The sequence below is a fragment of the Sulfitobacter sp. 1A12157 genome (genome assembly GCF_043557345.1).
In the GTDB taxonomy this organism is placed as follows: domain Bacteria; phylum Pseudomonadota; class Alphaproteobacteria; order Rhodobacterales; family Rhodobacteraceae; genus Sulfitobacter.
In genome coordinates this window covers 1-21,614 of sequence record NZ_JBIFFV010000004.1, presented here as the reverse complement: position 1 = coordinate 21,614, position 21,614 = coordinate 1, and the positions used below count along the sequence as shown (strand labels likewise).

The window sequence follows — 21,614 nt, the reverse complement described above, 5'->3', positions numbered from 1 at the left end:
CCGGGGGGCCTTTCGCAGGACAAGATATGAACCAGACCCCCGACCCCGATCTACACCCGCAATTCTATGACGGCATCGCTGGCAAACGGCTGCTGGCTTGGGTCATCGATGTGACCCTTGTTCTGCTCTTTTGCGTGCTGATCCTGCCATTCACGGCCTTTACGGGGCTGTTCTTTTTCCCCTTCCTCACGCTGGTGGTGGGCTTTGCCTACCGGGTGGCCACGCTGACCAGCGGCTCGGCCACATGGGGGATGCGCCTGATGGCGATGGAGCTGCGCGACCACCGCGACCGGCCCTTCGATTTCATGACCGCGCTTTTGCATACCACTGGCTATTCGCTGTCGATGACGGTCACCGTCATTCAGGTCGTCTCGGCCGTTCTCATCTGCACCACAGCCCGCCGTCAAAGCCTCACGGACATGGCGCTTGGCACCGTGCCGGTGAACCGGCGCCTCAGCCGCTAGGGACGCAGGCAAATTTGCCCTTGGCGGAGCGGGGGGTGGTTGATAGCATCCCTCGATAAATGTTGGAAGCCCATGCGACATACACTGCCTTTGACACCGCAATTCTATGTCACAGCGCCGCAACCCTGCCCCTATCTGGAGGGCCGGATGGAGCGCAAGCTGTTCACCGCCCTTCAGGGCGATAATGCCGCGCGCCTGAATGACAGCCTGTCGAGCCAAGGCTTCCGCCGCTCGCAAAATGTTCTCTACCGCCCGTCTTGCGCCGATTGCGCCGCTTGCCTTTCGGCACGGATCGACGTGGCGGCCTTTCGCCCCAGCAAAAGCCAGCGCCGCATCCTGAAGCGCAACGCGGAGCTTGAGCGCCGCGCGACATCGCCTTGGGCCACGGAAGAGCAATATGATCTCTTCCGAAGCTACCTCGACAGCCGCCACGCGGATGGGGGCATGGCGGATATGGATGTGTTCGAATTCGCTGCCATGATCGAGGAAACGCCGATCCGCAGCCGGGTGATCGAGTATACCGACCCCGAGGCCGACAATGCGCTTATCGGTGTCTGCCTGACCGATGTGCTGGGCGACGGGGTGAGCATGGTCTATTCCTTCTACACCCCCGACCGGCCCCGCAACGGGCTGGGCAATTACATCATCCTCGACCATATCGAAATCGCCCGCGCGGCGGGGCTGCCTTACGTCTATCTCGGCTACTGGGTGCCGGGCAGCCAAAAGATGGGCTATAAGGCCAAATTCTCAGGCCTTGAGGTCTATATGGGCGGCCAGTGGCAAACGTTGCGCGATCCTGAAGGTTTCGTGCCCGACCAGCATCCGCTCAGCAACGATCCTATTGCCGAACAGGTCGCCAATATCACCCTGCCGGATGTCAGCCCGCGCTGAGCAGATCTATTGATTTTACCACGATCAACGGGCGGCCCCTTGGGCCGCCCGCTTTATTTTGCGCGATGCCGCGTTTGAGATGCAGGAAAATACGCCGAGAGAGGCAAATCTTTCCAAAAATAACGCAAAACAGGATCACGGCGAAATAAACCTGAAATCAATCCCGACCGATGCACAAGTTTTTCGCCTTTTCGCTGTTGACGCCCCTCTTTCCCGCTCATAATCTCACGCCACGCTTAAAGGACCCTGAAGATGACCAACCTAGTCATTATTGTAAGACACACGCGCATGGGCCGGTAACGGTAGACCATAATCCTTCCCATGCGCCCCCGTCAGACCGGGGGTTTTTTTATGCCAATCGCAATAACCTGCCTTACGGAGCACCCAAGATGAAACGCCAGATGACCGGAGCGAAAATGATCGTCCAAGCCCTGATTGACCAGGGTGTGGACACCGTCTTTGGATATCCCGGTGGCGCGGTGCTACCGATTTACGACGAGGTCTTTCAGCAGAATGCGATCAAACATGTTCTGGTGCGCCATGAGCAAGGGGCGGTGCACGCCGCCGAAGGCTATGCGCGCTCCACCGGGAAACCGGGCGTTGTGCTGGTCACCTCCGGCCCCGGTGCCACGAATGCGGTCACGGGCCTTACGGATGCGCTGCTCGATTCCATTCCGCTTGTGGTTCTGACCGGTCAGGTGCCGACCTTCATGATCGGCTCCGACGCCTTTCAAGAGGCCGACACCGTGGGCATCACCCGCCCCTGCACCAAGCACAATTGGCTGGTGAAAGAGACCGACACCCTTGGCGCCACCCTGCATGAGGCCTTCCACGTCGCCACCCATGGCCGCCCCGGCCCGGTGCTGATCGACATCCCGAAGGACGTGCAATTCGCCACCGGGCATTACGAGTCCCCCAAACCCTCCACCTCGCGCTATCAGCCGCAGGTCAAGGGCGACATGGCCGAGATCACCGAACTGGTGGCGGCCATGGAGACGGCGAAGCGGCCGATCTTCTACACCGGCGGCGGGGTCATCAACTCCGGCCCGGCGGCGAGCCAGTTGCTGCGCGAATTGGTCGATGCCACCGGCTTTCCCATCACCTCCACGCTGATGGGCCTCGGCGCCTACCCGGCGTCGGGTGACAAATGGCTTGGGATGCTCGGGATGCACGGGCTTTACGAGGCCAATATGGCAATGCATGACTGTGATCTGATGATCAACATCGGCGCGCGGTTCGATGACCGGATCACCGGCGTGATAGATAGTTTCAGCCCGAAATCCACCAAGGCGCATATCGACATCGACCCCTCGTCGATCAACAAGGTGATCCGCATCGACATCCCCATCGTCGGCGACGTGGCCCATGTGCTCGAAGACCTGCTGAAGGTCTGGAAATCGCGTGGCCGCAAAACCAATAACGAGGCGGTGGCGAAATGGTGGCAGCGGATAGAAGAATGGCGCAGCATCGACTGCCTCAAGTTCAACCAATCCGGCAAGGTGATCAAACCGCAGCACGCGCTGTCGCGTCTCGAAGCGCTGACCAAGGATCACGACCGCTATATCACCACCGAAGTGGGCCAACACCAGATGTGGGCTGCGCAATACCTCGGCTTTGAGGAACCGAACCGCTGGATGACCTCGGGCGGCCTCGGCACCATGGGTTATGGTTTCCCCGCCTCCATCGGCGTGCAGATGGCCCACCCCGAGGCACTGGTGATCAACGTGGCGGGAGAAGCCTCGTGGCTGATGAACATGCAAGAAATGGGCACGGCGATGCAATTCGGCCTGCCGGTGAAGCAGTTCATCCTCAACAACGAACGCCTCGGCATGGTGCGCCAGTGGCAGGAACTGCTGCATGGCGAGCGCTATTCGCAAAGCTGGTCCGAAGCCCTGCCCGATTTCGTCAAACTGGCCGAAGCCTTTGGCGCCAAGGGGATCATCTGCTCGGACCCCGATGACCTTGATGATGCGATCATGGAGATGATCAACCACGACGGGCCTGTGATCTTTGATTGTCTGGTCGAGAAGCATGAGAACTGCTTCCCGATGATCCCAAGCGGCAAGGCGCATAACGAAATGCTGTTGCCGGGTGATCATGAGACCCAAGGTGTGATCGACGCAAAAGGCTCGGTGTTGGTGTAACCCGTTTTCTTTAAAAGAAAACGTCCCGGAAATTTGTGGAATTTCCGGCGAAGATGAAGAAGGACGAAGACATGGCTGCCCTAAAAATCAAAAAAGGTGCGACCTCGCATTCCGCCTATAACCTACGGCCCAACTTCTCGGATGTGGTTGAAAAACACACGCTGGCCGTGCTGGTCGAGAACGAGCCCGGCGCGCTGGCGCGGGTGATCGGCCTGTTCTCGGGCCGGGGCTATAACATCGACAGTCTGACCGTGGCCGAGGTGGACCATACCGGGCATCTGTCGCGTATCACCATTGTCACCAGCGGCACCCCGCAGGTGATCGAGCAGATCAAGGCGCAGGTCGGTCGCATCGTGCCGGTGCATGAGGTGCATGACCTCACCGTCGAAGGGCCAAGCGTGGAGCGGGAACTGGCGATTTTCAAAGTCGTCGGCAAGGGCGAGCATCGGGTCGAAGCGCTGCGGCTGGCGGATATCTTCCGCGCCAATGTGGTCGACAGCACGCTCGAAAGCTTTGTTTTCGAGATCACCGGCGCGCCCGACAAGATCGACGCTTTCGCCGAGTTGATGCGCCCGCTGGGCTTGGCCGATGTCGCCCGCACGGGCGTGGCCGCCCTCGCCCGTGGTGTCTGACACGCGGGGCGTTTAGGCTTTCAGCTGGGCCGCGCGGAATGGGCGCGGTCCGGGCTTGGCGGAAAAGGGGATGATCTGAGCGCCTTGCTGCCGCTTTCCCTCTGGCTGCGGCTCTGCCGCCACGGGGTTATCCTGACGCAGCGCGTCAGGCAAATACGAGGCCGCCTTCTCTTGCACCAGACGGGGGTTGTCCGCGATACGCAGCTTGCGATGCACTGAGACGTCGAACTGCACCAAATCGCCCGTATCAAACCCCGCCCCCTGCCCGACACGGATCGCGGGCTCTTCGTAATAGGCAAGATCGCCTTGATCTTCGCACCAGAAAACCGCTTTTCCGGCGCTATTATCGCTCCACAGAACTACACCAATCATAGTACACCCCGCTTTCGATGTTTGTTCTCCATTCTGCGACAATCGAAAGAGGTGAAACATAGGTTAAAATGCAACGTCCGCTTGCATTTTGTGTCGGTTCCAGTAGGGTCAGCTACAATTCGGCGTCAGCTTTGACGCGCCTTCGCGTCAGTCTGTTAACCATCTGGCCACAGCGGCTTTTATTCCAAGGTCGCGACCCATTCAGAACGAGGCTGCATGTCCGCTCCCAACCGCTCTCCCTCTGAACTTCGTAGCATGTTCGGCGCCAATCTGCGCCAGTTGGCAGCGGATTACCCCTCGGTTTCGGACCTTGCCCGGCAGCTTGGCATCAATCGCACGCAATTCAACCGCTACCTTTCGGGCGAAAGCTTCCCCCGGCCAGACGTGCTGGCCCGGATCTGCCGCTTTTTCGAGATCGACGCGCGGGTGCTGCTGGAGCCTGTGTCCGAGATTTCCCTGAACCAAGATCCGATCAACAACAGCTTCTTGCGCGACTTTCTGGGCACCGGGGTTCAGAACGTGCCCGAGGCGGATTTCCCGAGCGGCTTTTACCGTTTTGCGCGCCGGTCGTTTCTGGATCAGGACAGGTTCGTAACCGGGCTCGTCCACGTCAGCCGCCACAGCAGCAGCACCTTCCTGCGCGGATATGAAAGCGCGCGATCGCTGCGCGAACAGGGGTTGCCCACCAGCCCCGGCGCGCGGGAATATCGGGGTCTTGTCACGCAGCAAGAGAATGGCGTTTCCATCGTCGTGTCTCGGCGCCGGACGCTGACAGGATCGTTCAACTACCTTAACCGCGTCGCCTCGTTCGAGAACAACTTTTGGGTCGGCTATGTCACCCGCACCGCGCCGGAAAGCGCGGCGAACGCGCGGGTGACGCGGCTGACCTATGAATATATGGGTCGCGATCCGAAAACGGTGCTGCCCGCGGCGCGGCAGGCGGGGTTTATCGACATCGACGCGCTGATGCCCTACCACCGCCGCCTGCTTCAGCCCGACGCGCCCTTTAACTGAGCCCCGCTAAAGCCGGGGCGGCTGCGCCTGCGGATAGCCCGTCGCCTCATGCCAACCTTGGGCCAATTGCAACAGACGCGCATCACTGCCGCGCTTGCCGATCAGTTGCAGCCCCAAGGGCAGGCCGCGCGCGTCGAAACCTGCGGGGATATTGACCACCGGCAGGCCGATCAGGCTGGCCGGGACCACCACCTGCATCCAACGGTGATAGGTGTCCATCGGCTGGCCGTCGATCTCAGTCGGGTGCACCTGTTCAACCGCAAAGGGCCAGACCTGCGCCGAAGGCAGCACCAACACATCGACCTCCTCGAACAGAGCCTCCGCCGCGCGGAACCAATCGGAGCGGATGCTACTGGCGCGCTGGATATCGGTGGCCGAGAACCCCTGCCCCCGCGCGACCTCCCACTGCGCGGCAGGTTTCAGCCCCTCGCGCCGGGCAGGGTCGTCATAGATCGCCCCGAGAGACGCAGCCACGGCAAAGGACCGCAGGGTGATCCAGCTTTCCCACATCGCCTCCGCCTCGAAGGGGGCCGCCAAAGGCGTGACCCTATGGCCGAGGCCGGCCAAGCGCTTCAGCGCCGATTCGCTATGGTCGATGATCCCCGGCGCACAGGGGAAGGCACCGCCCCAGTCGCCCAGCCAGCCGATCCGCTGGGGGGCCAGTGCCGCGTCGATCAGCGGTGTTGCATCTGGGGTGGCGCGGGTCAGCGGTTCGCGCGGGTCGTGGCCTGTCATCACGTCCAACAGGGCGGCAAGGTCGCGCGGGCTGCGCGCCATCGGCCCCAAGGTTGAAAGCTGGTGCAGAAACAGATCGCCGTCATTGCCCGAAGGCACCGTGCCCCAGCTGGGCCGCATGCCGTAGACATTGTTCCACCCCGCCGGATTGCGCAGGGAGCCCATCATGTCGGAGCCATCGGCCACGGCCACCATCCGCGCCGCCAACGCCGCCGCCGCCCCGCCAGAGGAGCCGCCCGCCGAGCGGCCAAGGTCATAGGGGTTGCAGGTCGCGCCATGCACCGGGTTGAACGTATGGCTGCCAAGGCCAAATTCCGGGGTGTTGGTCTTGCCGATCACGATGGCGCCCGCGGCACGAAGCCGGGCCACCGCCGGGTGATCCTGCGTGGCCGGTGCCGCGCCGAACAGCGGCGAGCCCTGCGAGGTGGGCAGCCCTTTCGCATCCGCCAAATCCTTGATCGCCATGGGAATGCCGTGCAGCCAGCCCTTGCGTGGGCCCGCATCGGCGGCCTGAGCCTCGGCCAGCAAGGCATCGCGGTCGCGGAGGGAGACGACGGCGTTCACCTTGCCGTTCACCGCCTCGATCCGGGCCAAGGTGGCCTGCATCAACTCTACCGCGGATATCTTTCGCGCGGCCAGCGCCTCGGCCAACTCCGTGGCGTCCCAATTCAGCAATTCCATCATGTCCCCCTATTGGTGATTGTCATTCCATGAAGGGGACAGCATGGGCTCAGTCGCCCTGCGCTTCGGCCCGGCTTTTGCCCGAGACCGCCAGCGCCAGCGTCGCCCCCATCAACCCGTCGAGATCACCGTCAAGCACGCCTTTGGTGTCCGAAGTCTCGTAATTGGTGCGCAGGTCTTTGACCATCTGGTAGGGCTGGAGAACGTAGGAGCGGATCTGGTTGCCCCAGCCCGCGTCGCCTGCATTCTCATGCGCCTCGTTCACCAGTGCCGAGCGCTTGTCCAACTCCATCTGATAGAGCCGCGATTTCAGCGCTTTCATGGCGATGTCACGGTTCTGGTGCTGCGACTTCTCCGAAGAGGTCACCACGATGCCCGTGGGGTGGTGGGTGATCCGCACCGCGGAGTCGGTGGTGTTGACGTGCTGACCGCCCGCGCCGGAGGACCGGTAGGTATCAATGCGAATATCGGACGGGTTAACCTCGATCTCGATATTGTCGTCGACCACCGGGTAAACCTTCACGGAAGTGAACGAAGTGTGCCGTTTGGCTGCCGAGTCGAAGGGCGAGATGCGTACCAGACGATGCACGCCGCTTTCGGATTTGAGCCAGCCATAGGCGTTATGGCCTTCGATCTTATAGGTCGCGGATTTGATGCCCGCCTCATCGCCCGCGCTTTCGGCCTGAAGATCGACCTTATAGCCCTTTTTCTCGGCCCAGCGGACATACATCCGCGCCAACATGCTGGCCCAGTCGCAGCTTTCCGTGCCGCCCGCGCCTGCGTTGATCTCAAGGAAGGTGTCGTTGCTGTCGGCCTCACCGTTCAGCAGCGCTTCGAGTTCCTTCTGCGCGGCCTTTTCGGCCAGCGCCTTCAGCGCCGCCTCGGCATCCGAGATGACCTCTTCGTCCTCTTCCATCTCGCCCAATTCGATCAGTTCGAGATTGTCGGCCAACTCCTGTTTGATGCCCTCATAGGTGTCGATGGCATCGACCAACGACTGACGCTCGCGCATCAGCTTTTGCGCCGCATCGGGGTTGTCCCAAAGGTTCGGGTCTTCGACGCGGGCGTTGAATTCTTCCAGCCGGTAGGGCGCGGTCTCCACATCCAGTCGCTGGGCCAGCAATTCCAGCGATTTGCTGATCTGGTCCGCGGTATTCTGTGCCTCTGCGCGCATGTGTGCCTGCCTTTGATAAGTAATGCGGCCCCGAAAACCGGAGCCGCACGAGAGATAGACCAGCCCGCCAGCGGCGGCAAGTGGGGGCGGCAAAGCCGGGCTTTGCCCCGCCCCCTTCGGCCTGGATTAGTAAAGCCCGCCGGAGCTCAGCGTGCCAAAGCTTGCCTTGGGGCCGACGGTGGCCTTCTTGCCGGTCGACGTGGTGACCTGACGCGACGAGGAGCCACCCAGTTCTTCGACCAGTGGCAGGTCCGCCCCCATGGCAAAACCGCCGTCGAAAGAGATGCCAAAAAGCGGCTCTTCGCCATCGCGGAAACATTCCGACACGACATTGCCACCGGTGGCACTGTCGCTCAGCCGCGCGCCGGTGAAACGGTCGATCTTGATAAAGCGGCACTGGTCGGGGACCGCGAAGTCACCGCCGCCATATTTCTTGATCGCCTCGGACATGAAGCGCTGGAAGACAGGCGCGCAGAGCCGCCCGCCGCCCGCGCCCCGGCCCATCGGGCGCGGAGTGTCGAAACCGATGTAGCAGCCCGCCACGACGTTGGAGGAAAAGCCCACGAACCACGCGTCTTTCTCCTCGTTGGTGGTGCCTGTCTTGCCCGCGATCGGCACCGGCAGGTTCACCGCATTGCGCGCCGTGCCACGCTCGACCACGCCCCGCATCATGGAGGTCAACTGATAGGCGGTCACCGGGTCCATCACCCGCTCGCGGTTGGAAATGATCCGCGGCGCCTCGCCGGGGGCGAGGTCGATCTGCTCACAATCGTAGCATTTGCGCTCATCATGTTTGTAGACCGTGCGACCATAGCGGTCTTGCACCCGGTCGACCAAAGTGGGCTGCACCCGCTCGCCGCCATTGGCGAACATCGCATAGGCCGAAACCATTTGGTACAGCGTGGTTTCCTGACTGCCGAGCGCGTTCGACAGCAAGGGCGCGAGATCATCGTAAACGCCGAAACGCTCCGCGTAGCTGCCAACCACATCCATCCCGACTTCCTGCGCCAGACGGATGGTCATCAGGTTGCGCGACTGTTCGATCCCGGTGCGCAAAGGCGTCGGCCCGTAAAACTTATGAGAGGCGTTCTGTGGCCGCCAAACGCCCTGCGGCGTGTTGATCTCGATCGGAGCGTCAACCACGATGGTCGCGGGGCTATAGCCACTGTCGAGCGCGGAGGCATAGACAAAGGGCTTGAAGCTCGACCCCGGCTGACGCTTGGCCTGTGTGGCACGGTTGAACACGCTCGCCTGATAGGAAAAACCACCCTGCATCGCGATCACGCGGCCCGTGTGCACGTCCATCGCGACGAAACCGCCCTGCACCTCCGGCACCTGCCGCAGGGTCCAGCGGATGAAAGAGCCGTCGCTGTCCGAGGTCATGCGGCGGACCAAGACGACCTCACCCACCTCAAGCAGGTCGCCCGCCACCTGCGCCTTGCGCCCGAGAGAGCCGTCCTCCAGCCGTTTGCGCGCCCATTGCACGTCCTTGGCCGGAATCCAATGGCCGCCTTCGACTTCCTCGACCCCTTCGATGCCGATGCGGGCGTCACTGCTGCCGACCTCAAGCACCACCGCCGGATACCATTGGTTTTCCAGGTCGATGTCACGCGGCACCCGCAAGTCGGCGAGCGCTGCACGCCATTTCTCTTCGCTGCCCAGTTGTTCGGCGGGGATCTCGAACCGTGTCCCGCGCCAGACGCCCTGCCCGCGGTCATATTGTTCCAGCTCTCGGCGCAGGGCGTTGGCGGCGATGGGCTGCATCTCGTTGTCGATGGTCGCGCGCACGGTCAGACCGCCGGTAAAGAACTCCCCCTCGCCGAAATCCTCGCTCAACTGACGGCGAATTTCATCGGTGAAGTAGTCCCGCGGCGGCAATTCGGCCTTGAAGCTCTCGAAATCGCCGTTCTGGACCGAGCGCAGCGGCTGCGCCACCTCGGTTTCATAGACCGCTTCCGAGATATAGCCGTTCTCTTTCATCTCGCGCAGCACGAAGTTGCGTCGCGCCAGCAGCCGGTCCTTGCGGCGCACCGGGTGGTAATCCGACGGTGCCTTGGGCAGCGAGGCGAGGAAGGCCGCCTCATGCGGGGCCAACTCACTCAATGTCTTATTGAAATACGTCTGGCTCGCCGCCGCCACGCCATAAGAGTTCTGGCCGAGGAAAATCTCGTTCAGATAGAGTTCGAGAATTTTCTCTTTGCTCAAGGTCTCTTCCAAACGCGAGGCAAGGATGATCTCCTTGATCTTGCGCTCGGCCCGGCGGTCCCCTGACAACAGAAAGTTCTTCATCACCTGCTGGGTGATCGTCGAAGCCCCGCGCACATCGCGCCCGCGCGATTTGACCGCATCCACCGCCGCCGCACCGATGCCGCGCAGGTCATAGCCTTCGTGGAGGTAGAAGTTCTTGTCCTCAGCCGAGATAAACGCCTGTTTCACCAGATCCGGGATGGTATTGGCCGGGGCGAAAAGACGGCGTTCCTTGGCGAATTCGTCGATCAAACGGCCTTGGCCCGAGTAAATCCGGCTGATCGTTGGCGGCGTATATTGCGCCAGCGACTCATGGCTGGGCAAATCCCGGCCATACATCCAGAACACCGCCCCGATGGTCAAAGCCACCATGCCGACGCTCAGGGTCAGGGTGGTGAAAATCCCCCCGAAAAAGGACAGAATAAATCGAAACACGCGCGCGGACCACCATTGGCTAGGGACAGTTCCGAGCCTATACAGGATGCACTGGCGCGGGTCAAAACACATGGCCGCCAGCGGGGGCGAATCTTCGCCCATCGCCACAGCAGCCAAATCTTTTCATTTTACTTTCTGATCAAAGGCTTGAGCGCGGCATCCTGATCACGCCATGACACGATCGCATCCGCCATCGCGCTCACCATCGACGCGCGCCACACCGGATCGCGCAGATTGCTCAGATCCCGCTTGGAACTCAGGAACCCCACTTCGACCAGAACCGAAGGAATATCGGCGGATTTCAAAACCGAGAAGCCCGCCCGCCGCAGCGGTCGACCGTTCATCGGCCCGCCTGCCGCGCGCATCCCCTCGACCAAAATCCCGGCCAGCGCATCCGAGCGCGGCTCGGTCTCTTGCCGGGCAAGATCGAGCAGGATGCCCGCCACCTGATCGTCCGAGCCGGTCAGGTCCGCCCCCGCGATGATATCCGACCGGTCATGCCGCGCGGCCAGATGTTCGGTCGCCACATCGCTGGCATCGTCGGAAAGGGTATAGACCGTCGCCCCGCTCGCCCCGCCCTGCGACAGGCTGTCGGCATGGAGCGAGATGAACAGGTCCGCCTCGGCCTGATGGGCGATGGCCACCCGGTGTTCCAAGGCGACAAAGATATCCTCGTCCCGGGTGAGCAGCACATCCACGCCCTTGCGGCGCAACGCATCGCGCAGATCGCGGGCGAAGTTGAGCATCAGGTCTTTCTCGTCCAACCCTTCGCGCTGCGCCCCGGGGTCGATGCCGCCGTGGCCTGGGTCCAGAACGACGGTGAAACTGTCCTTGCCCCCCACCTGAGGTTTGGGCGGCGCGGTCAGCGCGGTGGTCCAATCCGGGTCCACCGGCGCGCCCGCAGCCTCGGCAAAGATCGCAGGCTCGACCGTCTCCAAGGTGATCTCAAGCCGCGCCTTGCCGCTGCTTGCGTCCACTGGCATGCCAATCTCGGCAGGGACCATCGGCTCGGCCAGATCCGCCACCAGACGCGACCAACCGGGCTGAAACGCGCCAAACCGCAGGGCCGAGATACGGCCCGGCTTTTCCAGCAGATCCCCCCGGGCGACATTCGACCAATCCGCCTCGCGGAAATCGACGATCAGGCGGGCGGGATCGTCCAACAGGAAGACACGGAAAGGCACGCCCTGGCTTAGCGCCACGGTCAGGTCGGTCTTGCCGAACCAGCGATCACTCACCGCGCTCTCAACCGGATCGACCCGCGCCAGCGCCGTCAACTCCTGTGCCGCGCCGGTGATTGGCCCCGCACAGGCCAGCAACACTGCCAGTCCCCTAAAGATTGCCCGCATCGTCGACCACCCTGCCCGTTTTCGCCCTTCTACCACCTGCCGCGCGGCCAAACCAGCGCTCAGCGCGCCGCCATGAAGGCTTTGAGCCGGGCGATCCCCTCCTCCATATCCGCTGTGCTGCGCGCATAGGAAAAACGCAGCGTCTTATGCCCCCGCGCCGGGTCGAAATCGAGCCCGGGGGTCACGGCTACGCCCGCCTTCTCGAGAATTTCCGCCGCAAAGGCGCGGCTGTCATCGGTAAAGCGCGAGATATCGGCATAGACGTAGAACGCCCCATCGGGCGGCGCGATGTCCGTGAACCCCGCCTCTTGCAACCCCGTGATCATCAGGTCGCGATTGCGGCGGTAGACCGCCAGATTGGCCTGCAATTCGTCGTCACAGTCCATCGCCGCCAGCGCCGCGATCTGGCTGGCATGGGGCGCGCAGATGAACATGTTCTGCGCGATCCGCTCGACCACGCGCACCTGATCCTCGGGCACCACCATCCAGCCCACGCGCCAGCCGGTCATCGAAAAATACTTCGAGAAGGAGTTGATTACATAGCAGTCATCGGTGACCTCCAGCGCGGTCACGGCCTTTTTGTCATATTCGATGCCATGGTAAATCTCGTCCGAGATGAAGGACATGTCATTGGCCGCGCAGGCATCCGTCAGCGCCGTCAAAGCGGGTCGGTCGAGCATCGTGCCCGACGGATTGGCCGGGGAGGCCACGAGCAAGCCGCGCAGGTCCGCCCCAGCGAAATCCGCCGCGACCGGCTGATATCTGTTCTCGGGCGCGGCGGGCAGATCGACGGGCTGCATCCCCAAGGCGCGCAGGATCTGGCGGTAGCTGGGATAGCCCGGCGCGCCGATGCCCACCCGGTCACCGGAATCGAAAAGCGCGGTAAACGCCAGCAAAAACCCGCCCGAGGATCCGGGGGTGATCACCACCCGCGCCGGATCGAGATCGACGTCATACCACTCGCCATACATCTGCGCGATCCGCGCGCGCAAAGCAGGCAGCCCAAGTGCCACGGTATAGCCCAAAGCCCCCTCACCCATCGCCTTGGTCAGCGCCTGAGCCGCCCCTTTCGGCGCGCCTGTGCCGGGCTGGCCAACTTCCATATGAATGATGTGACGGCCCGCCTCCTCGGCGGCGCTGGCGGCCTGCATCACGTCCATCACGATAAAGGGATCAACGGCGGACCTGGTTGAATTGCGCATGGGCTTGCTCCTACTGTCGGCATGTGCTTTCACCGCGCCTGATGCCGGGCGTCAACCCTTGGCCCCTATTTCGCAGCTTTACCGAAAGGACCGCCCATGTTCGCCCGCCTCCTCGCCCCCGCCCTCGCCGGTGCTGTCGCCCTTGCCGCCCCCGCCGGGGCGATGGACCTGACCGAGCTTACGGATGCCGAACGCGCGCAGTTCCGGGCCGAGGTCCGCGCCTATCTGATGGAAAACCCCGAAGTGATCCTGCAAGCGGTAGAGCAGATGCAAAACCGTCAGGCCCAAGCGCAGATGCAGGCGGATTTCGATCTGGTTACCGCCAATGCCGATGAAATTTTCAACGATGGCTACTCTTGGGTCGGTGGTAATCCGGAGGGGGATATCACACTGGTCGAATTCCTCGACTACCGCTGCGGCTACTGCAAACGCGCCCATGGCGAAGTGGCCAAACTGCTGGAAACGGACGGCAACATCAAACTGATCGTCAAAGAATTCCCGATCCTTGGTGAGCAATCGCTGCTGGCCTCGCGCTTTGCCGTGGCAACCAAACAGGTCGCGGGCGATGACGCTTACAAGCAACTGAACGATGCGCTTATGGCCTTCAACGGAGAGGTCACCCTCCCCGCCCTGCGCCGCTTGGGCGAAAGCTTCGATCTGGACGTCGCCGCGATCGAGGCCGAGATGGACAGCGACGCGGTCACACAAGAGATCGCCCAGACCCGCGCGCTGGCCGAAAAGCTGCAAATCACCGGCACCCCCACCTTCGTCATGCAAGACGAAATGCTGCGCGGCTACCTGCCCTATGATCAAATGATGGCGCTGGTAGAAGAAAAGCGCGGCTAAAGATGCGCGCCCCGGCAGTCGTGGCCGCGCTCGCGCTGGCCTTGCCCGCCGGGGCCGATGAACCGGCTGCGCGTGATGCGTTTGAAACCGAACTCCGCGCCGCGATCCTCGCCAATGGCGATGTTATCGCCAAAGCGCTGGCCGGTCCGTCGCAAATGCAACGGCATATCCAAAACGACCTCTCCCTGCTCGACCGCTTGGCCCCCGACCTTTTGGCAGGCCACCCCATCGCAGTTTTCACCACAGAGACCTGCGAGAGCTGCGCCACCGCCGTCAAGGAATTGACCGCAATCACAGAGCGTTATGGCATCACCTTCATCCAGCACGATCTTAGCCACCCCCAACCCGCCCGTTGGGCCGCCGCCCTAGGGCTCACCAACGCCCCCTTCTATGTGCTGCCTGAAATGATCCTCAATGGCCACATGCCCCCCGTGGTCCTAGAAAAACACCTCAGCCCAAACAACATGAAGACAAACCCGCAACCCACTCATAAATAGACATTCCCACATAAGACAAAGCGCGCAAACCTCCCGGCTCACGCGCTCCCCCTACATCTTCATCCTTTTAAAAATACCTCTGCGCAGCCTCTCACCCAACACAGCGTCAGCGGCTCAGCCTCCAACCTACTCAGCCGCCTTCACCGCCTCAGCCTCAATCTGCGCCGCACGTTCCTCGACCTGCTCGACAATATGGTCAATCATACCCTCGTTGCCGAGCTTATGGCTCTGCTTGCCCGCCAGATAGACCATGCCAGACCCGGCCCCGCCGCCGGTAAAGCCCACGTCCGTCATGAGCGCCTCGCCGGGGCCGTTCACCACGCAGCCGATGATCGACAGGCTCATCGGCGTCTTGATATGCTCCAGCCGTTTCTCCAAGGTCTCGACGGTTTTGATCACGTCGAACCCCTGCCGCGCGCAGGAGGGGCAAGAGATGATGTTCACGCCCCGGTGCCGCAGCCCGAGGGATTTGAGAATCTCATAGCCGACCTTCACCTCTTCCACCGGATCGGCGGAAAGGGAGACACGGATGGTATCGCCGATGCCACTCCATAGCAGATTGCCCAGACCGATGGCCGATTTGATCGTGCCCGACATCAGCCCGCCCGCCTCGGTGATGCCAAGGTGGATGGGCGCGTCGGTGGCATCGGCAAGCTGTTGATAGGCCGCCGCGGCCATGAAGACGTCCGAGGCTTTGCAGGAAATCTTGAACTCGTGGAAATCGTTGTCTTGCAGGATCTTGATGTGATCCAGCCCGCTTTCGACCATCGCATCGGGACAAGGTTCGCCGTATTTCTCCAGCAGATGCCGCTCCAGCGAGCCTGCGTTCACGCCAATGCGGATCGAGCAATTGTGGTCCCGCGCGGCTTTGATAACCTCACGCACCCGCTTTTCATCGCCGATGTTGCCCGGGTTGATGCGCAGGCAGGCGGCACCGGCCTCGGCGGCTTCGATCCCACGCTTGTAGTGAAAGTGGATGTCCGCAACGATGGGCACCGACACTTCGGGCACGATCTCACGCAGGGCTTTGGACGAATCCTCATCCGGGACCGAGACCCGCACGATATCGGCGCCTGCCTCGGCGGCGGCTTGGACCTGCGCGATGGTGGCGGCGACATCGGTTGTCAGCGTGTTCGTCATGGTCTGCACGGTGATCGGCGCGTCACCGCCCACCGGCACATTGCCCACCATGATCTGCCGGGACTTGCGACGCGGAATATCGCGCCAAGGGCGAATGGAATGAAGCGACATGAAGACACCTTTCGCAGGATCAGGGGCTATGGCCCCCTACCTATTCAGCCAAGCCCTCATGTGCAATGGGAAGCGGCGGCCCGCGCGTTTAGCTGCCCTGACAGGGCATCGCCGCCAGCGCGGAAGGGTCGAGCGAGCCTTCGAGATCGGCGAACATCCGGCTGAGGGATTGCTCTGCCGTCGGATCGACCGGCTCATAGAGCTCAGCCAGCGCTTGCGCGTGGAGCGGCACGTTGGAAGTCACCGCCCCGCGCGGCCCGACGGGGCCAAAACAGCCGTCCGCCATTGCGAAATAAAGCGCACCGGATTCGCCCGTCCGCAGGGAAGGCGGTTCTTCCGTGACGGGAACATCCCATGTGTCACCCTTGTTCATCACGCCTTCGAAAATCACTGTACCGTCAGCCGCGCGCACCCGCACCCATGAGGGGTAAGCCGCGACCATGCGCACTTTCTCGCCCAAAGGCTCGACAACCTGAGGTTTGGGCAGATCGGTATCGGCATTGGCGAGCACCAGCGCCTCGTCGATCGCGCTGGTAATGCTATCCGAAGAGCCATCACCGCTGCCGGCCACCACGGTGCCCTGCGCGGCGGTGTCGGGGCGGTCCGGCGTTGGAAAGTTGCTGACAGAACGCGGATCGATCGAAGCGATCGGCGCGTCACGCGCCACCAGCACCGGCACGTCCAGCGCTTGTGGGCGATAAAGCCGGTCCAGCGCCTCGGCCCGGGGGCTTTCCACGCTTTTCGGCGCGGCGGAATCGTCTTCCGCATCAGGCGCGCTGGCCAGTGCGCCATCCAGCGGGTCGAGGTCGGAAAGCACGATCGGGGTTTGATCCACCGGGGCCACCTGCACGCGCTGCACCTCTTTCAGCACGGTCCAGCCGCCAAAACCAATGGCCGAGATCAGCGCGATCAGCACCAGCGATGATCCAACCGCCCCCGGCTCAATCCGGCTGAGCAACCCGTCGCCCGTGGGCACGAAGGGCGTGTTGGGCCGGGCGAAAAGATCGTCTTCTTTCGGGGTCTTGCGGCGTTCCTCGAAGCTCGGCTTTTTCACGACGGAGGCTTCGGCGGACATGCCATGGGCCACGGCGAAACCGGATTCCTTGCAGAAGGCGGTGAAAGCCTGATCGGGGTCCATATTGAGGTAGCGCGCGTAGGAGCGCACATAGCCTGCGATGAAACCGGGCGTGTCGAATGCGCCGGGATCACAGTTTTCGATAGCGGCGATATAAGAGGCTTTGATGCGCAATTCGCGCTGCACATCGAGCAGGGATTTACCAAGCGTGGCCCGTTCGCCACGCATGACATCCCCCAACCGCAATTCGAATGCATCGAACCCTTTGGGTTCGACTGTTTCGTCCTCAGCGGTTCTGGAGGCCCATCGCCCGATCATCAATATGCCCTGTCCCTATTAGCCTGTAGCTTTGATCCAAACACGCCCCAACGATTCGGATGTAGCCTTTTCTTGACAAAAGGCTACCACAAGACAACGCAAAACACGAATAGCGCTGCGTTAGCCCGCAGCTTCGGCACGATTCAGCGCACAATGCGACCAGAGCATGTCCATCCCCCGGACAAGCGCATCCATCTCTTTGGGGCCATGCACCGGCGAAGGTGTGAAGCGCAGCCGCTCCGTGCCGCGCGGCACGGTGGGGAAGTTGATGGGTTGGACATAGATGCCGTGATCTTCGAGCAGCATGTCCGACAAAAGCTTGGTGTGCACCGGGTTGCCCACCATGACGGGCACGATGTGACTGCCATGGTCGATGATCGGCAAGCCCAGCCCCTTCAGCCGCAATTTCAACACCTTGGCCTGCTGCTGGTGTTTCTCACGCAGCTCGGGCGCGCGTTTGAGATAGGCGACCGAAGCGGCGGCACCCGCGGCGACGGCAGGCGGCAGCGAAGTGGTAAAGATGAACCCCGGGGCATAGGAGCGGATCGCGTCGCACATCTTGGCCGAGGCAGCGATATAGCCGCCCATCACGCCGTAGGCTTTGGCCAGCGTGCCATTGATGATGTCGAGGCGGTGCATCAGGCGGTCACGCTCGGCCACCCCTGCCCCGCGCGGGCCATACATGCCCACGGCATGGACCTCGTCGATATAGGTCAGCGCGCCGAATTCATCCGCCAGATCGCAAATTTCTTCGATGGGCCCGAAATCGCCGTCCATCGAATAGATCGATTCAAAGGCGATCAGCTTGGGGGCGGCAGGGTCATCCGCCTCCATCAACTCGCGCAGATGGGCGACATCATTGTGGCGGAAGATGCGCTTTGCCCCGCCATTGCGGCGCACGCCTTCGATCATGGAGGCATGGTTCAGCGCGTCGGAATAGATGATCAGCCCGGGAAAGAGCTTCGGCAGGGTCGAGAGCGTGGCATCGTTGGCGATATAGGCCGAGGTGAACAGCAGCGCCGCTTCCTTGCCGTGAAGATCGGCCAGTTCGGCCTCAAGCTGCTTGTGGTAAACCGTCGTGCCCGAGATGTTGCGTGTCCCGCCAGAGCCTGCGCCGGTGGCGCGCAGCGCTTCTTCCATGGCCTCGATCACCACGGGGTTTTGCCCCATGCCAAGGTAGTCATTGCCGCACCAGACGGTGATATCCTGTTGCGACCCATCGGGCTTGGTCCAGACGGCATGGGGGAACTGACCATTGCGGCGCTCGATGTCGATGAAGGTCCGGTAGCGTCCTTCGTCATGCAGGCGCGCAATCGCCGCGTCGAGCTTCTCGTTATAGTCCATTGCGCGTCTCCATCTTTTGGCGCGAACAGGAGGGCCCCCTCCATATTCAGCTTTTAGAATGATTACAGATCCAAAGCCGAGGCTTCAATCGCTTATCCCGCCCCCTCTGCGGGGCGAACTGTCGCAGGCAGGCGCTGGATGTATGAATGTATGCTTGTATTGCCAGCCAGTTTGATGTTTGCAGAAGGCCAACCCAGAAAGGGCAGTTTGTTGTGCGCGCCAATCCCCATCCCCAGCAGGACCAGCGCCTGCGGACGCTCTATAATTACGAGATCCTCGACACCCCGCGTGAAGAGGAGTTCGACGAGATCGTCGAACTGGCGGCCGAAATCTGTGGTGCGCCGATTTCAGTGATCAATCTGATCGACAAGGACCGCCAGTGGTTCAAGGCCGAAGTAGGCCTGAATGCCCGCGAGACGCCGCTTGAAACCTCGCTCTGCTCTCATGCGATTCTGGAAGACCCTTTTGTCGAGATACCCGACACGCTGAAAGACCCGCGCATGGCCGACAACCCGCTTTGCACCGCGGGCGAAGGGCTGCGCTTTTACGCGGGCGCCCTCTTGCTGGCGCCCAATGGGCTGCCGCTTGGCACCCTATGCATCCTTGATACCAAACCCCGCCAACTGACCGCGCTACAACGCAAAGCCGTTTCCGTTTTGTCCCGTCAGGTGATGAAACAGCTCGACCTGCGCCTTGCCCTGCGCAGCCAAGCCGTGCTGATGAGCGAGGCGGATCACCGGGTCAAGAACTCGCTCCAGACGCTGTCGGCCATGGTGCGGCTGCACACCCGGCAACTGGACGACACGACCACCGTCAATGTGCTGAACGGCATCCAGCGCCGGGTCAACGCCATGGCAACGCTACATGGTGAGCTGCAATCCGGACAGGGGCGCGATGAGGTCGATGCGGGCAAATACCTCGACAAGGTCGTGGGGCTTTTGCAGGAAACCGCGCCGGGGCATATCAAAATCAGCTACCGGTCAGACCCCGCCACACTGCGCTCCAGCGCGGCCTCGTCCTTGGGGCTGATCATCAGCGAGTTTGCCGCCAATTCGATCAAACACGCCTTCCCGGATGGCGCGCCCGGCCATATCGACATCGACCTCAGCCTGCGGGACGGGCGCTTCCAGCTTGACTGCAAGGATGATGGCATCGGGGCTGCGAACGAAGGCAAAGCGCGGGCCGACAGCATTGGCAAAACCCTGATGGCGGCAGCAGCGTCGCAGTTGAACGCGCAGGTCGATAGCCAGCTTACCGCCGAGGGCAGCCGCCTCTCGCTCACCTTCTGAGCGCGCGGCTTGCGGCCACTGGACACGCCCTGCCCGCCTGATACCTTCGCGCCAAATTCACAAGCGCAAGGAATTATACCCATGTCCCTCGACGATGTTCTCGCCCGGATCGACGACGATCTGGCCGCCGCCACCGACCGTCTGTTGGACCTGCTGCGCATCCCCTCGATTTCGACCGATCCGGCCTATAAGGCCGATTGCGACCGTGCCGCCGATTGGCTGGTGGCCGACCTCACATCCATGGGCGTGGAAGCCGAAAAACGCACCACGCCGGGGCATCCGATGGTCGTGGGTCATGTCGGCGAAGGCAAGCCGCATCTGCTGTTTTATGGCCACTATGACGTGCAGCCGGTCGACCCGCTGAACCTTTGGGACCGCGATCCCTTCGATCCGGCGGTTGAGGAGACGGAGAAGGGCCGCGTGATCCGGGGCCGCGGGGCCGCCGATGACAAGGGCCAGTTGATGACCATCATCGAAGCCCTGCGCGCGTGGAAAGAGGTGAAAGGCGATTGGCCCTGCCGCATCACCTTCTTCCTCGAAGGCGAAGAGGAATCCGGCTCCCCCTCCCTCGTCCCTTTCATGGAGGAGAACGCCGAGGAGTTGAAAGCCGATGTGGCGATGATCTGCGACACCGGGCTGTTCGAGAGCAAGACCCCCGCCATCGTCACCATGCTGCGCGGGCTTCTGGGCGAAGAGCTGACCGTCACCGCTCCGTCGAAAGACCTGCATTCGGGCATGTATGGCGGTATTTCGATGAACCCGATCCGCGCGCTGAGCAAGGTGATCGCCGCGTTGCATGACGACGAAGGCCGCATCACCATCCCCGGCTTCTATGACGGCGTGCCCGACCTGCCCGAGGATCTGGAAGCGCAGTGGCAGGGGCTGGCCTTTGACCACGCCGCCTTCCTCGGCGACGTGGGCCTCAGCAAACCGGCGGGTGAGCAGGACCGCACCCCGCTTGAGATGATCTGGTCCCGCCCGACTTGTGAGGTTAACGGCATCTGGGGCGGCTATACCGGCGATGGCTTCAAAACGGTGCTGCCCTCCGAAGCCCACGCCAAGATCAGCTTTCGCCTCGTCGGCACGCAAGACCCGCTCGCCATCCGTGAGAACTTCCGCAAGATGGTGGCGGAGATGCTGCCCGAAGACTGCACGGTGGAATTCTCAGGCCACGGTGCCAGCCAAGCCTCGGGGGTGGACATTGGCCATGCGATGTTCGAACCGGCCCGCCAAGCGCTGAGCGACGAATGGCAAGTGCCTGCGGCCTATATCGGCTGTGGCGGCTCGATTCCAATCGCCGGGCATTTTCAGAAGATTCTCGGGACCGAGCCGATGCTGATCGGTTTTGGCAAGGATGACGATCAGATCCACTCCCCGAACGAGAAATACGACATGGAAAGCTTTCACAAAGGCATCCGCTCCTGGGCGCGCATCATTGATGCGCTGACCTGAGCAGGCTGGCGATCGGGCCTGCCCGGTCGCCACATATGCCACCTTCCGAGGCGCCAAGGGGCCGCACTAAATAAGCCTGCGCGAACGGGGACTTATCGCCTGCACGTTACGAAATAGAGGGTAAAGTGGCGCGGTTGACGGGGCTCGAACCCGCGACCCCCGGCGTGACAGGCCGGTACTCTAACCAACTGAGCTACAACCG

At 62.2% G+C, this 21,614-nt stretch carries 18 protein-coding genes; 9 read left to right on the top strand and 9 right to left on the bottom strand.

What is annotated here, in order from left to right; all coding sequences use genetic code 11:
* Nucleotides 1–26: 26 nt before the first annotated feature.
* The 4 genes from ACGYLC_RS08670 to ilvN all read left to right on the top strand — a co-directional run bounded on the left by ACGYLC_RS08670 (nucleotide 27) and on the right by ilvN (nucleotide 4,131).
* Nucleotides 27–464 carry an RDD family protein gene (locus ACGYLC_RS08670; RefSeq protein ID WP_394422602.1) on the top strand — a complete coding sequence of 146 codons (438 nt, stop codon included), beginning with the start codon at nucleotides 27–29 and terminating at the stop codon, nucleotides 462–464.
* Nucleotides 465–536: 72 nt separating this feature from the next.
* Nucleotides 537–1,355, top strand: a complete 819-nt coding sequence (locus ACGYLC_RS08665) for an arginyltransferase (RefSeq protein WP_394422601.1) — start codon at nucleotides 537–539, stop codon at nucleotides 1,353–1,355.
* A 389-nt stretch (nucleotides 1,356–1,744) separates the two neighbouring features.
* Nucleotides 1,745–3,499, top strand: a complete 1,755-nt coding sequence (locus ACGYLC_RS08660) for an acetolactate synthase 3 large subunit (protein WP_394422600.1) — start codon at nucleotides 1,745–1,747, stop codon at nucleotides 3,497–3,499.
* 71 nt (nucleotides 3,500–3,570) lie between these two features.
* Entirely contained in the window at nucleotides 3,571–4,131 is a 561-nt protein-coding gene (gene ilvN / locus ACGYLC_RS08655; protein ID WP_067268661.1) for an acetolactate synthase small subunit, read from the top strand.
* Nucleotides 4,132–4,143: 12 nt separating this feature from the next.
* Here the strand turns inward: ilvN and ACGYLC_RS08650 are convergent, their stop codons facing one another.
* On the bottom strand, nucleotides 4,144–4,503 hold the full coding sequence (locus ACGYLC_RS08650; RefSeq protein WP_394422599.1) for a hypothetical protein: 360 nt from the start codon (nucleotides 4,501–4,503) through the stop codon (nucleotides 4,144–4,146).
* A gap of 216 nt (nucleotides 4,504–4,719) precedes the next feature.
* On the opposite strand from ACGYLC_RS08650, the gene ACGYLC_RS08645 reads away from it, so the two are divergent.
* A complete protein-coding gene (locus tag ACGYLC_RS08645) occupies nucleotides 4,720–5,517 on the top strand; it encodes a helix-turn-helix domain-containing protein (protein WP_394422598.1) in 798 nt (265 codons plus the stop codon).
* Between the two features lie 6 nt (nucleotides 5,518–5,523).
* On the opposite strand, the gene ACGYLC_RS08640 is transcribed toward ACGYLC_RS08645, so the two are convergent.
* The 5 genes from ACGYLC_RS08640 to ACGYLC_RS08620 form a co-directional block, all read right to left on the bottom strand.
* Nucleotides 5,524–6,933 carry an amidase gene (locus tag ACGYLC_RS08640; protein WP_394422597.1) on the bottom strand — a complete coding sequence of 470 codons (1,410 nt, stop codon included), beginning with the start codon at nucleotides 6,931–6,933 and terminating at the stop codon, nucleotides 5,524–5,526.
* A gap of 49 nt (nucleotides 6,934–6,982) precedes the next feature.
* On the bottom strand, nucleotides 6,983–8,107 hold the full coding sequence (prfB, locus tag ACGYLC_RS08635) for a peptide chain release factor 2 (protein WP_394402811.1): 1,125 nt from the start codon (nucleotides 8,105–8,107) through the stop codon (nucleotides 6,983–6,985).
* Between the two features lie 126 nt (nucleotides 8,108–8,233).
* A complete protein-coding gene (locus ACGYLC_RS08630) occupies nucleotides 8,234–10,789 on the bottom strand; it encodes a penicillin-binding protein 1A (RefSeq protein ID WP_394422596.1) in 2,556 nt (851 codons plus the stop codon).
* A gap of 128 nt (nucleotides 10,790–10,917) precedes the next feature.
* Nucleotides 10,918–12,138 (bottom strand): N-acetylmuramoyl-L-alanine amidase, encoded by a 1,221-nt coding sequence (locus tag ACGYLC_RS08625; RefSeq protein WP_394422594.1) that lies wholly within the window; start codon nucleotides 12,136–12,138, stop codon nucleotides 10,918–10,920.
* Nucleotides 12,139–12,197: 59 nt separating this feature from the next.
* Entirely contained in the window at nucleotides 12,198–13,340 is a 1,143-nt protein-coding gene (locus ACGYLC_RS08620) for a pyridoxal phosphate-dependent aminotransferase (protein ID WP_394422593.1), read from the bottom strand.
* A gap of 96 nt (nucleotides 13,341–13,436) precedes the next feature.
* Here ACGYLC_RS08620 and ACGYLC_RS08615 point away from each other — a divergent pair, with 96 nt between their 5' ends.
* Together ACGYLC_RS08615 and ACGYLC_RS08610 are read left to right on the top strand one after the other, a co-directional pair.
* Nucleotides 13,437–14,186, top strand: a complete 750-nt coding sequence (locus ACGYLC_RS08615) for a DsbA family protein (protein WP_394422592.1) — start codon at nucleotides 13,437–13,439, stop codon at nucleotides 14,184–14,186.
* 2 nt (nucleotides 14,187–14,188) lie between these two features.
* Complete coding sequence (locus tag ACGYLC_RS08610; protein ID WP_394422590.1) at nucleotides 14,189–14,683, top strand: disulfide bond formation protein DsbA; 495 nt, start codon at nucleotides 14,189–14,191, stop codon at nucleotides 14,681–14,683.
* A gap of 126 nt (nucleotides 14,684–14,809) precedes the next feature.
* On the opposite strand, the gene ispG is transcribed toward ACGYLC_RS08610, so the two are convergent.
* From ispG to hemA, 3 genes are all read right to left on the bottom strand, one after another.
* Complete coding sequence (gene ispG, locus ACGYLC_RS08605) at nucleotides 14,810–15,934, bottom strand: flavodoxin-dependent (E)-4-hydroxy-3-methylbut-2-enyl-diphosphate synthase (protein ID WP_394402801.1); 1,125 nt, start codon at nucleotides 15,932–15,934, stop codon at nucleotides 14,810–14,812.
* A gap of 88 nt (nucleotides 15,935–16,022) precedes the next feature.
* Nucleotides 16,023–17,327: a helix-turn-helix domain-containing protein gene (locus ACGYLC_RS08600; protein ID WP_394402799.1), complete on the bottom strand. Its 1,305-nt coding sequence runs from the start codon at nucleotides 17,325–17,327 to the stop codon at nucleotides 16,023–16,025.
* Between the two features lie 120 nt (nucleotides 17,328–17,447).
* Nucleotides 17,448–18,671, bottom strand: coding sequence for a 5-aminolevulinate synthase (gene hemA / locus ACGYLC_RS08595; RefSeq protein ID WP_394422588.1), 1,224 nt, complete (start codon nucleotides 18,669–18,671; stop codon nucleotides 17,448–17,450).
* 212 nt (nucleotides 18,672–18,883) lie between these two features.
* Between hemA and ACGYLC_RS08590 the strand changes: the two genes are divergently transcribed.
* Both ACGYLC_RS08590 and ACGYLC_RS08585 read left to right on the top strand, forming a co-directional pair.
* Nucleotides 18,884–19,960, top strand: coding sequence for a sensor histidine kinase (locus tag ACGYLC_RS08590; protein ID WP_394422587.1), 1,077 nt, complete (start codon nucleotides 18,884–18,886; stop codon nucleotides 19,958–19,960).
* 81 nt (nucleotides 19,961–20,041) lie between these two features.
* The gene (locus ACGYLC_RS08585) at nucleotides 20,042–21,412 is read left to right on the top strand and encodes a M20/M25/M40 family metallo-hydrolase (protein WP_394422586.1); all 1,371 of its coding nucleotides are present in this window, start codon (nucleotides 20,042–20,044) and stop codon (nucleotides 21,410–21,412) included.
* Nucleotides 21,413–21,614: the final 202 nt, after the last annotated feature.

Excerpts from the sequence above, each read along its gene's own strand:
- ACGYLC_RS08670 (WP_394422602.1), top strand. The coding sequence starts at position 27 with ATGAACCAGACCCCCGACCCCGATCTACACCCGCAATTCTATGACGGC.
- ACGYLC_RS08665 (WP_394422601.1), top strand. The coding sequence starts at position 537 with ATGCGACATACACTGCCTTTGACACCGCAATTCTATGTCACAGCGCCG.
- ACGYLC_RS08660 (WP_394422600.1), top strand. The coding sequence starts at position 1,745 with ATGAAACGCCAGATGACCGGAGCGAAAATGATCGTCCAAGCCCTGATT.
- ilvN (WP_067268661.1), top strand. The coding sequence starts at position 3,571 with ATGGCTGCCCTAAAAATCAAAAAAGGTGCGACCTCGCATTCCGCCTAT.
- ACGYLC_RS08650 (WP_394422599.1), bottom strand. The coding sequence starts at position 4,503 with ATGATTGGTGTAGTTCTGTGGAGCGATAATAGCGCCGGAAAAGCGGTT.
- ACGYLC_RS08645 (WP_394422598.1), top strand. The coding sequence starts at position 4,720 with ATGTCCGCTCCCAACCGCTCTCCCTCTGAACTTCGTAGCATGTTCGGC.
- ACGYLC_RS08640 (WP_394422597.1), bottom strand. The coding sequence starts at position 6,933 with ATGGAATTGCTGAATTGGGACGCCACGGAGTTGGCCGAGGCGCTGGCC.
- prfB (WP_394402811.1), bottom strand. The coding sequence starts at position 8,107 with ATGCGCGCAGAGGCACAGAATACCGCGGACCAGATCAGCAAATCGCTG.
- ACGYLC_RS08625 (WP_394422594.1), bottom strand. The coding sequence starts at position 12,138 with ATGCGGGCAATCTTTAGGGGACTGGCAGTGTTGCTGGCCTGTGCGGGG.
- ACGYLC_RS08620 (WP_394422593.1), bottom strand. The coding sequence starts at position 13,340 with ATGCGCAATTCAACCAGGTCCGCCGTTGATCCCTTTATCGTGATGGAC.
- ACGYLC_RS08615 (WP_394422592.1), top strand. The coding sequence starts at position 13,437 with ATGTTCGCCCGCCTCCTCGCCCCCGCCCTCGCCGGTGCTGTCGCCCTT.
- ACGYLC_RS08610 (WP_394422590.1), top strand. The coding sequence starts at position 14,189 with ATGCGCGCCCCGGCAGTCGTGGCCGCGCTCGCGCTGGCCTTGCCCGCC.
- ispG (WP_394402801.1), bottom strand. The coding sequence starts at position 15,934 with ATGTCGCTTCATTCCATTCGCCCTTGGCGCGATATTCCGCGTCGCAAG.
- ACGYLC_RS08600 (WP_394402799.1), bottom strand. The coding sequence starts at position 17,327 with ATGATCGGGCGATGGGCCTCCAGAACCGCTGAGGACGAAACAGTCGAA.
- hemA (WP_394422588.1), bottom strand. The coding sequence starts at position 18,671 with ATGGACTATAACGAGAAGCTCGACGCGGCGATTGCGCGCCTGCATGAC.
- ACGYLC_RS08585 (WP_394422586.1), top strand. The coding sequence starts at position 20,042 with ATGTCCCTCGACGATGTTCTCGCCCGGATCGACGACGATCTGGCCGCC.